7 protein-coding genes are annotated in these 11,175 nt (G+C 35.8%); 4 read left to right on the top strand and 3 right to left on the bottom strand.

Annotated features, from left to right (window positions below; translation table 11 throughout):
- Window positions 1–810 precede the first annotated feature (810 nt).
- From ACFIL8_RS01130 to ACFIL8_RS01120, 3 genes are all read right to left on the bottom strand, one after another.
- Window positions 811–1,737 carry an outer membrane protein gene (locus ACFIL8_RS01130; RefSeq protein WP_375613489.1) on the bottom strand — a complete coding sequence of 309 codons (927 nt, stop codon included), beginning with the start codon at window positions 1,735–1,737 and terminating at the stop codon, window positions 811–813.
- 561 nt (window positions 1,738–2,298) lie between these two features.
- Window positions 2,299–2,571 (bottom strand): hypothetical protein, encoded by a 273-nt coding sequence (locus tag ACFIL8_RS01125; protein ID WP_375612155.1) that lies wholly within the window; start codon window positions 2,569–2,571, stop codon window positions 2,299–2,301.
- On the bottom strand, window positions 2,565–4,940 hold the full coding sequence (locus ACFIL8_RS01120) for a mechanosensitive ion channel domain-containing protein (protein WP_375613488.1): 2,376 nt from the start codon (window positions 4,938–4,940) through the stop codon (window positions 2,565–2,567). Before ACFIL8_RS01120 ends, ACFIL8_RS01125 begins: the two co-directional genes overlap by 7 nt.
- Before the next feature lie 180 nt (window positions 4,941–5,120).
- On the opposite strand from ACFIL8_RS01120, the gene ACFIL8_RS01115 reads away from it, so the two are divergent.
- From ACFIL8_RS01115 to ACFIL8_RS01100, 4 genes are all read left to right on the top strand, one after another.
- Window positions 5,121–5,498 carry a hypothetical protein gene (locus ACFIL8_RS01115; RefSeq protein WP_375613487.1) on the top strand — a complete coding sequence of 126 codons (378 nt, stop codon included), beginning with the start codon at window positions 5,121–5,123 and terminating at the stop codon, window positions 5,496–5,498.
- A 91-nt stretch (window positions 5,499–5,589) separates the two neighbouring features.
- Window positions 5,590–8,103, top strand: coding sequence for a protein translocase subunit SecD (gene secD / locus ACFIL8_RS01110; RefSeq protein WP_375620802.1), 2,514 nt, complete (start codon window positions 5,590–5,592; stop codon window positions 8,101–8,103).
- 99 nt (window positions 8,104–8,202) lie between these two features.
- Window positions 8,203–9,954, top strand: coding sequence for a YbaL family putative K(+) efflux transporter (gene ybaL / locus ACFIL8_RS01105; protein ID WP_375613485.1), 1,752 nt, complete (start codon window positions 8,203–8,205; stop codon window positions 9,952–9,954).
- A gap of 15 nt (window positions 9,955–9,969) precedes the next feature.
- Window positions 9,970–10,923 (top strand): YbhN family protein, encoded by a 954-nt coding sequence (locus ACFIL8_RS01100; protein ID WP_375613484.1) that lies wholly within the window; start codon window positions 9,970–9,972, stop codon window positions 10,921–10,923.
- Window positions 10,924–11,175: the final 252 nt, after the last annotated feature.

The following is an 11,175-nucleotide window of genomic DNA, read 5'->3' as shown; positions in this document are numbered from 1 at the left end:
CGAATCGGGTCAATTCTTTGATCTAAAAGATCACGACAAGCTAAAGCTTTGAACAGTGCTTCTTTTAAAGATACATTGCGACAAGAGCCTAATCCCATTTCTCGTCGTATTTATATTGAGGTCAAACCTAAAAACCCATCATCCTTGATCTGGTGTAGTTTTGATAAGCCATAAACCAGCTCTGTCAGCATATTTTCCTTTAGATAGATTTTTTACAGATAAGACAGACAGTCTATCACGTTCTTCGAACCACCTTTTAAAAACCACCTTTTGAATTGCACTTGGAGCACTTTCATCTGGTACCAAGATTATATATAAAAGGCAATCTAATAAATAAAATAAAATAAAAACAATTAGTTATTAAACAGAAAAAAGATAAACTGTGCTATCAGGTGATATTGTAGAGAGTTCTAAGGGAAGAAAAAATTGTTGCACAAACGTGCACGCCGTCCGCACCACTCTATGTGAATTTTCTTTATTTTCTCATTACTTAGATAGTAAAAACTCTCTTTAAGTTTACTGTTTGCAACTCTATAACGGTATTATAAAGTGATAACTGTAATAATATGAAAGACGAAGCAATCCTTCTTTGCCAACAAATGTTTCAACCACACCTCGTGAACTAAAAATTTTTTATTCTTAACAATTAAGAATCTGAGTAACTCTTCCTTACCTCCTCATTCTCACTCAAAGTCAAAGCCCCCTTTTTTTTTCACCATAAAATAGTGTTTACAATGCATAAAATTAAAAAATAAAGGCCCTATCAAAGAAATAGGACCTCTTAAATTTAAGCTCCTTTATCCTACAAAATTAGAATTTGTAAGCTATTCCTGCGCGAAAATCATTCGTCTTATACTTAACTTCAATCTCGTCTTTAAATTTCCTTTTACCAAAATCTGAGTAACGATATTCCGCACGCACAACAAGATGGTCTGTCATTGCAAAATCAACACCACCACCGAGAGTATAACCAATCATCGTTTTTGTTACATCCGATGTCCTATTAAATGGCTCACCTCCCGTAATTACTGTCGACAAAATATCCTGAAACTGTCCATAAGCAACACCACCAGCAATATAAGGCATCACACGCCCTGCAGAAAACCCAACACGCACCCGTGTAGCACCTGTCCATTTTTGTTTTAACGTATGATTAAAAGTTAAACTGTCTTTCTCTTCTTTATCCTCTGCAGAAGAGCGAGAAAAGCCTCTGCCCTGTCTCCTGACAATTTTTGCCTTTTTTCGACTTTTTTCTTCTGTATCTAATTCCTCAGTATCACTACCCGATCCTTCAGTGCCCAATCCTTCAGTTCCACCAGCACTCGATTCATCTGCATGAAATCTTGTTTTTGTATCCTTTTTTTCCGTTAAAATGATATCCGTATCAATCCCCATAATAAAATTATTACCGAGATCAAAATTAACACCCGCATAAAAACCACCTATAAACCCAGAAAGATCGGGCATATGCTGTTTCTCGACAGGTATCCATGGTTTACTTTTACTACCCTCATCAGGATAGAGAGGAATATTAACATCAGGCGCTGTTGCAGAAATCTTACTTGAAAAGCCACCAACTTGCCCCCCGAAATAAACACCTCCCCAAGAAAAAGGTGAAGAAGCAACAACTTCTGAGGCAACATGTACTGGCTCTTCGTGAGCCACCACATCTGCAGCCTGTACTATAGAAGGTGAAATCAAAGAAAAAACAGATGCTGTTATAAATTTTGTATTCATAAAATTATACCCCATTTCTAAATTTAAATATAATCAAAAATCACATTTAGAAAAACAAAGTTTTATAAAATCTTATGCTGCAAAATCGCATGTACTCCTTTATAGTTACATTTAAATCTATTACTATATTAATATATCATTACATCAAAATTTAATATTATCAAATAAATTTTAAAATATTATAATAATGATTACTTCAAATAATAAATATTTAATAAAAATACATATTATCTTGTCAAAAGGAGGAAATATAAAACATTTTGTATTAAAATTACCGCAAAAAAATCACAAAATAGTATATTTTATGCCTTTTTTTATGAAAAAATTCTAAAAATGATGTAATTATTTTTAGAAAATCGATGTTCATTAACAATACTATAAATACCTCAATATTCTTACATCCAAAATGCATACTGTAGATTCTACATAGTATAAAAAAACATCCATTTTATACTAAAATCATACCTTTTTTTTACCATTTTCTAAAGGATGAGATTATTAATTACACACAATATCATTATCCTTCTAAATCTTGTCCCCAAACAAAAATTCTCAATCATTTTATTTAAAAATTGCTCTTCCCCTACTGATTTCTATATTATCATCTGCCTTTATTGCAAAACGGTCTTTATTAGGAAAAGTTATAAAACATCCCTTCATACAAATTGTAATTGTTTGATGAGTATTTAAAGAAATTTTTGAAGGTATACTTCCTTCAACAACAATAAGAGATTGTATCTTTAAATCAGTATTCTTCACTGTTGCAGCAAAAGCTGTTATGGTAAAAATACTTAATAGAATAACTGTAATCAAAATATAAGTATATTTCAGCATTCTAAGATTCCTTCCTCAGCAAAACGCTTATATAGGCTAAATCGAAGAGCATTGGTTACATGAGAAGATGAGGTAATATTAGGCACATAAATAGCCAAATTAAAGGAAAAACTCTTACGATCAAATGCTGTAAAACTCACCTGTGGGATAGGATTTTTTAAAACGCCTTCTGTCGCAGAAGCAATCTCTAACAAAATTTCAGCAACATGCTCTGGAGCAACCTTAGATGATACAGTAACTGGTATATCAATTCGTCCTACTTTATTACGTCGTGTCCAATTACTAACGTTGTTATTAATAAGGCTTGAATTGGGAATAATAATCGTCTTACGCTGAATTGTCTCAAGTTCCGTTGCACGCACACTAATACGCTTAACAACACCCCCTACTGATCCAGATTCTATATAGTCCCCTATTTTAAATGGTCTTCCAACTAAAATAATAAGTCCAGAGACAAAGTTTTGGACAATATTCTGTAAACCAAAACCTATACCAAGTGAAAGTCCTCCAGCAATAAGAGCGAAATTTCTAAGATCCAAACCTGCCATTGATAATCCGGTCAAAGAAGATACAACAACGCCTCCATAACTTATCACTGTTTTGATAGAATTACGTATACCAGAATCGAACTCTCCATGAACCAACACCACATTATCTAACCAACCAATAAATCGGCGAATAAGAAACCAGCAAACACAAAAAGAAATAATTCCTGTTACAAGAGAAATCAAAGAAAGACTAATATTTCCAATCTGAAAACCGGTCACCGATTGCCACAAAACTGCTTTTAAATCAGAATAGGAAAATCCAAACTGTACAGCAATTGGCATTGCACAAAATATAACAACAAATAAATTGAGAAAAACGCTCACAAAAACTCCCAATTGATTCATCGTTTTTTCTTCTAAATGAAACCTCTGCATCAAAAGATGACCAACCGTTGTTTTCATAAATTGGTCTTTAGTTCCAAGTGCTTGAGCGCTTTGTATTCCTAAATACATGAGAACTAAAAATGCTCCATCAATCATAATTTGCTGCGTAATAAAACGCGCAAGTCCAACGTAACCTAAAAAATTCAATACAAAGAGCAGTAACCCCAAGCCAATAAGAGGAATGCGTATATAAAATGGCCAAAAGTATGGCTCTTTTTTTTCTTCTTGAACACGCCTACGTCTAAACCGCAAAGGTACAAATGATATTATAAATAGCAATATCGCTACAAGAAAAACAGCAATAAAACTTTTAGCAATTGTTAAAGATAGAGGCGCTGAAATGATTTGATAAATACTATCAAGAACAGCGTCAAATGCCAAAATACCCCCTAAAGAAGTGAGTAAAATCACTAATTGATAAGCAGACGATGATGTAATCTTGAGAAGACCTACATGGGGCCTATTCGATGATAGAAGAACAACCGCTAATCGATTGATTAAAAATAATAAAATAATTTGACAACCTATCATATCAAAAACTGTTGTAAGCTTACCTAGATCTAAGTTAAAACTACGAAACAAAAACAACACAAGATAAACGCAAAGAATACATACAAGTGAAGGTAAGAGAACTGAAATAAAGGCGATCAATAAGCGTTGTAAATAAGATATTTCCTCATTAGACTTCGTAAAGTGGCAATACACATGAACAAGAACTTTTTGAGAAAAATACGAAAGTCCCAAAGTAATAAAAAGTGGAATTAAAAAGCAAAGAAATAGTTGTAAAAACTTGAAGTAAAATATAAAATTCCACCAAGAATTTAACAACACAAGAAAATCTGATGAAGCCTCTTTTGTTTTTTGGACGAGATGTTTAACCATCGGAATCGAAAACTCAAGCCTATACGTAAGCGTGCGTTTAAAAAGCTCCCGAGATTGAGAAATAGAAAGTTCAGCTATTCTATTTGCCGCTAAGAAAATTGCTTCAAAACGAAGCATGATACTGTTAATTTTAGCTTTTTGCTCTATCAAATAGGAATATTCCTTCACAGAGCTTTTCAGTTTTTTCACGTCACGATGGAGCTCCATTAATTGATCAAGAAGTGTATTAATCTCATTAAGAGGAGGACGCAAAACAAATGCTGCCTCAATAGCACGTTCACTGATATCTTGTGCACGTAACCGTAATTCTTCTAAAGCACGCTCATCTTCTGGCTTTCTGTCAAAATCTCTTTTTAAAGTTTCAGTATTTTCTTCAAGAGTCTTAATAATCAACTGTTGTTGCAGAATAATTTCATCAACTGAATAAGAAGCTATCGTTTGTTCGACAATTGTATTTTGTGCCCCCCTATTACCCCATGCACCAGAATTAAATACAAAGATAATCCCCAAAAGAAGGAAAAGTATGTGGATGTTTTTTCTACAAAATGAATACATATCTACCTTATGAGCACAAAAGGGATTTTATTTTTCTCTTTTAAATATGGTATAAAGTAGATATTTTCAACTTTTATAGAATAATCTTATAAAAGCTTTCCCTTATCCTATAATACTGGTAATAAGATAAAAGAATGATAAATAAGCTGAACTCAATAAGATTAAAGAAGGCACTCTAGCATGTTTTTTTTGCACCTTTATTGCAAAAAAGAAGATTTTCTTCCTTTGACAACCTGGATTTTTCTATCCAGTTTAGGTGTATTCTTGACGAGCAACCTAGAAACGCGTGCTTATTTAATCAAACAATCACACACCAATAATGTCATTAAAACGAATAGATTTGATTTACATCATAAGTGTGATCAGGTGAATGTTACCACAACTGAAAACAAAAAACTTGTAACACTCCATACAGAATCTATTTTTATGAGGACCTTTCAAAAAATCCTAACATTGGATTTCTTTTTAATAAAGATTCCAGCTGTTGACACACGATTTCGCAACGTTAAAACACAATATTTCTCAAATAAACGCGCTCCTCCCAATGAACATACTTAATTCTCTTCCTTGAATATAAAAACGATCATCTTATTTTACTTGTGCTTTTAACTTTGAATAACTGTTAGATTGCCTATTTACGGAATATATCATGCGTACACCTGGTTGGTTAACTACCCTTTATTGTTTTATTCTTTTAAGCAGCATTTATGTTGCCTTACCCAATTTATTTTCACACGAACAAGTTAAAAACTCGAAATTCTTACCCGACACCCGTGTAGCACTTGGTCTTGACCTTCAAGGAGGCTCTTCTCTCCTGCTCGAGGTTGATAGCAAAACGTTAAAACGCGATCAGTTACATATAGTTTTAAGCAATGTGCGCAATGTATTGCGTGAAAAACAAATCCGCACCTCAAGTGTGCGTATCGTTGAAGATAGCGTTATTGCCCTTATTTCTGACCCATCGCAAACTGAAAAAGCACTCTCTGCTTTGAAAACATTAATAACCCCCATACACAGTAGCTTTGGCACAACAGAACATAACATCACGATCAGTGCTCAAAATGAAACTCTCCGCGTCACATTAACAGAAGCTGGTATAAAAGACCGTGTCAGCAATGCTATTGAACAAAGCTTAGAAATCATCCGTCGTCGTATAGATCAAGTTGGTGTTTCAGAACCAGCCATCCAAAAGGTCGGAAATGATCGTATTATGGTCCAATTGCCTGGACTACAAGATCCAAAACAACTGCGTGATCTTTTAGGAACAACCGCTAAGATGAGTTTTCATCTTGTTCCTTCTAATGTGGACCCCAATAACCCCCCTATAGGTGTTTCTATTCTCCCTGGATACACTGATGCAACACAACATTATGCAATTTATGATCAAATTGCTTTAGATGGAAATGTCCTGAAAGATGCCCGTGCAGGTTTTGACCCCCAAATACCAGGACGTTCCATTATTTCATTTACGCTAGATTCCGCTGGTGCAAAAATATTTGCCGATATAACACGACAAAATATTAACCGTCCTTTTGCCATTGTTCTGGATAATAAAGTTTTAACCGCTCCGACCATCAATAGTGTCATTCCCAATGGACAAGGTCAAATTACAGGAAACTTTGACCCCAAAGAAGCCTCAACTCTGGCTGCTCTGCTTCGTGCTGGTTCCCTCCCCGCACCACTCACGGTCATTGAAGAGAGAACCGTAGGTCCAAATCTTGGTGCTGATGCTATCCAAATGGGACTTTACACCGGCATAATTGGCTTTATTCTTGTTGCAATTTTTATTTTTCTTCTCTATCGTATTTGGGGATTAATTGCCAATATAGCACTAGCTCTGCACACAATTTTAACATTTGCTGCACTGAGTCTTTTGGGAGCTACGCTTACGCTGCCTGGTATTGCTGGTATTATTTTAGGCATCGGTATTGCCGTTGATGCTAATATCCTTATCAATGAACGTATCCGTGAAGAAAGTCGAAAAGGTGTGGGTGCTTTTGCAGCCCTAGATCGTGGATTTAAACACGCTTTTGCAACCATTGTTGATGCAAATGTTACAGCAATTATAGCGACCGTCTTACTATTTTGGTTCGGGACCGGTCCCGTTCGTGGTTTTGCCGTAACAATGTTGCTTGGTATTATCATCTCCATGTTTACAAATATCACCATTGTACGCATCATCATGATTTGGATCGTTCGTAAATGGAAAATTAAAAAATTGCATATTCACTCTGCTTTCAACATCATGCCACAAAACACAACTTTCCACTTTATGAAAGCACGTTTCATTGGTATTGGCGTCTCAATTGTTTTATCAATGGCTTCAGTTTTTCTCTTTTTTAAGCCTGGATTGAATTTTGGTATTGATTTCATTGGCGGAAGCCAAATGAGTATTACCACGAAAGGACCAGCAGATCTAGCAACTCTGCGTTCCAAGCTTTCTACTCTTAATATTGGTGAAGTTACCTTGCAAAATATTGATAACGAAAATACCGTATTAATTCGCATGCAGAAACAAAGCGGTGGCGAAGCACAACAAACCACCGCCATTGATAAGGTCAAAACAGCTGTACAAAATATCTATCCCGATACCACATTCGATCAAATAGAAGTTGTTGGTCCCAAAATTTCAGGTGAGCTTGCCACAGCTGCTTTTACTGCTGTTATTCTTGCGGCTATTGCCATGTCTCTCTATATATGGTTACGCTTCGAGTGGTTCTTTGCCATTGGAGCAATTATCACTCTCATTCTAGACACCACAAAAATGATTGGCTTTTTTGCTTTATTTCAATTTGATTTTAATTTAACGGCTATCGCCGCACTCTTAACAATTGTTGGATATTCTATAAATGATAAAGTTGTCGTCTATGATAGGATGCGCGAAAATATGCGTCTTTATAAAAAAATGCCGTTGCGCGAGCTGATTGATCTGTCAATTAATCAGGTTCTTGTACGTTGTTTTTTTACATCAGCCACAACAATTCTTGCGATGCTCCCCATGGCGATATGGGGTGGAAGTGCTGTTCATAATTTTGCATTACCCATGGTCTTTGGGATTATTATTGCAACATCATCCTCTATCTTTATTGCTGCTCCTATTTTACTCCTGCTAGGAAATTGGTGGCGTGAGCGAAATAATCGTGCAAATATCAAAGTGAAATAAATATGCCCTTTAATGCGTATGGTACATCTCGCCTCTCTTCTCATAGAAATATAGTCGTTTTCATTCATTCGCTTTTTGATCAAGAATAGTAAATAATCCATGCTCCACGACACACCACTTATCACAACTATTGTTGCAGGCTTATGTTTAGCATTTCTCTTGGGAATGATTGCTAGCCGTTTACGTATTTCACCCCTTGTAGGCTATTTGTTAGCTGGTGTTATTGTGGGACCCAATACAGGCGGATTTAAAATAGATTCCGTCATCATTAATCAACTTGCTGAAATTGGTATTATTTTGCTGATGTTTGGTGTTGGGCTCCACTTTTCATTAAAAGACCTTTTATCTGTCAAAGCTATTGCTGTCCCCGCTGCTATTGCACAAATGGCATTTTCTACTTTTCTAGGTTTGTGCCTTGGTCTGATTATGGGATGGGGCTTTAGTGGTAGTTTGATTTTCGGTCTTGCTTTATCCATAGCAAGTACCGTTATCCTGCTACGTGCTTTGCAAGAGCGTCATCTTATTGAAACAGAAAAAGGACGCATTGCCGTTGGATGGTTGATTATTGAGGATTTAGCAATGGTCCTTATACTTGTCCTCATCCCTTCCTTGGCAAGTGCCCTCAGCAATACCAAAAAAGAAGCGTTGGATCCTCTTGTTCAATGGTTGGATTTAAGTATTTGGGGTATTTTTGGTCTCACCATCCTGAAGGTAATTGTATTTATTGCACTTATGCTCGTCATTGGGCGACGCGTTATCCCATGGCTTTTAAAAATGAGCGCACAATCGGGATCACGTGAATTATTTCGTCTTAGCGTCTTTGCTATTGCATTAGGAGTAGCTTTCGGAGCCGCTCATTTATTTGGAGTTTCTCTTTCTCTTGGTGCTTTTTTTGCTGGTATGGTCATGAGCGAATCAGAATTAAGCCACCGTGCCGCGGAAGAATCTTTACCACTGCGCGATGCTTTTTCTGTTCTCTTTTTTGTTTCTGTAGGCATGTTATTTGACCCCGAGAAACTCTTAACTCATTTTTTCCCTCTCTTAGCAACCTTATTCATTATCGTAATCGGAAAATCTGCTGTTGCCTTTTTCATCGTTAAAGCTTTTCGCTATTCTAATGCAACAGCTTTGACTATTTCTGCAAGCCTTGCCCAAATCGGAGAATTTTCCTTTATCCTTGCTGGTTTAAGTTTAAGCTTAGGACTTTTAAACAATGACGCTCATGATTTAATTCTTGGAGGAGCAATTTTTTCTATTTTGCTCAATCCTCTTGTTTTCATTGCCTGTAATAAAATTAAAAAACGTCTAGAAAAAAATTCTGCATCTTCACAAAATACCCAAACAATTATTGATATTGATCCACAAGATCCTGACCAAGATTTTTTACCGATGACCTTAAAAAACAACCATATCGTAATTATTGGCTATAGTCGTATCGGTAAGTGTGTTGCATTATCTTTAATAAATAGAGGTGAACCTATAGTGATCGTAGAAGAATCAAAACGCCTCTCTGATAAAGCGATTGCAGATGGCTTTGAGGCTATTTGCGGCAATATCATTCAACAAGAAATAATGAACGCAGCAAATATAAATAATGCACATAAAGTTGTTATTACAATGCGAAGTACCATTGAAGTAGGAGAATGTATCGTGAATATCCGTGATATGAAGAAAGATATCCAGATAATCACACATGCATTATCCGACACAGAAACAACATATCTCATTGATTTAGGTGCTGATGTTGTAGTAACAGATGATGAAGAAATTGCCAATGGTATTATAGAGTATATAACAGAACGAAGATCTGTAAGGAATATGCTCAATCATGAAAATTTACAGAAAACATAAAATGGATACAGAATCGTGAAAATAAAGCAATTTATATGGCCATTGATTGGTATCTTAGCAATGCTGGTATCTATTCGAATTCTTTACATGAAGCTCTCTGCCATTTCATTTGGGGATGTATTGGAGCGCTTGAGCAATTTAAATGCACAGCACTGGTTATTAGCCTGTTTATGTTCTCTCCTAGCTTATGCTGCTCTTGCTGGATATGATCGAATTGCCTTGCAACATCTAGGCCATAAAATTTCTTGGATTTTTATCGCTATATGTTCATTTACAACCTACGCTCTTTCACACAATATCGGTGCTTCAGTTTTTTCTGGTGCCGTTGTACGCTATCGCGCCTATAAAATGAAAGGATTAAACGGAACAGAAATCGCAATATTAGTAGGTTTTTGCTCTTTTACTTTTGTAATCGGCACAATCTTACTTTTGGGAATCGTTTTGGTGCTGCAACCCGAAATTATCACCCTCATTCATAAAGAACTTCCTGAATGGCTCGGAACAACGGCTGGAGCAATTTTACTCAGCTGTATAGCACTTTATACGTTTGGCAGCTGGCTTCAGTTAAAACCCTTACGCTTGGGTAAAAAAATTCAACTCTCCTATCCCCGGCTGAAAATTGTTATTCAACAGCTTCTCATTAGCCCTCTAGAGCTTTTAGGAGCAGCAGGAATTATATATGCTGTTCTCCCACATAACGCAGATATTCATTTTATCTCTGTTCTTGGTGTTTTCCTAGCATCTTTTACGATAACTCTTCTCTCTAATGCTCCAGCAGGAGGAGTAGGAGTTCTTGAAGCTCTCTTCATAACAGGCATGCCCAATATAAATCCAACCGATGTTATTGCAGCACTTATTGTCTTTAGAATGTTTTATTTGATTATACCGCTTATCCTTTCATTATTTGTGGTCGTCATTTTTGAGGCGCAACAATATTGGAAAAGAGCCCCCAAAACACCACCTGAATAAATAAAAGGCTATCAATGACTTCTTTTTTTATGTACCTATAAAAGAACAAAACACCATCGTGTTGCCAATTTACATATCTTTTTTAAGAAACCTCTCTCAACGCTCTTCTCCATTACACAACAATACCCGTAAATGGTATAATAGTAAAGCTATTGTTGCACCATCATCTTTATACTTAATAAAAGAGCAAGCCTGCGCCATTATACTATTTTTCCAATGTTATGATAACTTTTAGCACTTAAGAACATTAAT

It is taken from the genome of Bartonella sp. AP57NXGY, assembly GCF_042195805.1.
In the GTDB taxonomy this organism is placed as follows: domain Bacteria; phylum Pseudomonadota; class Alphaproteobacteria; order Rhizobiales; family Rhizobiaceae; genus Bartonella.
The sequence above is the reverse complement of the archived record's forward strand: the minus strand, read 5'-3'. Positions and strand labels throughout refer to the sequence as shown.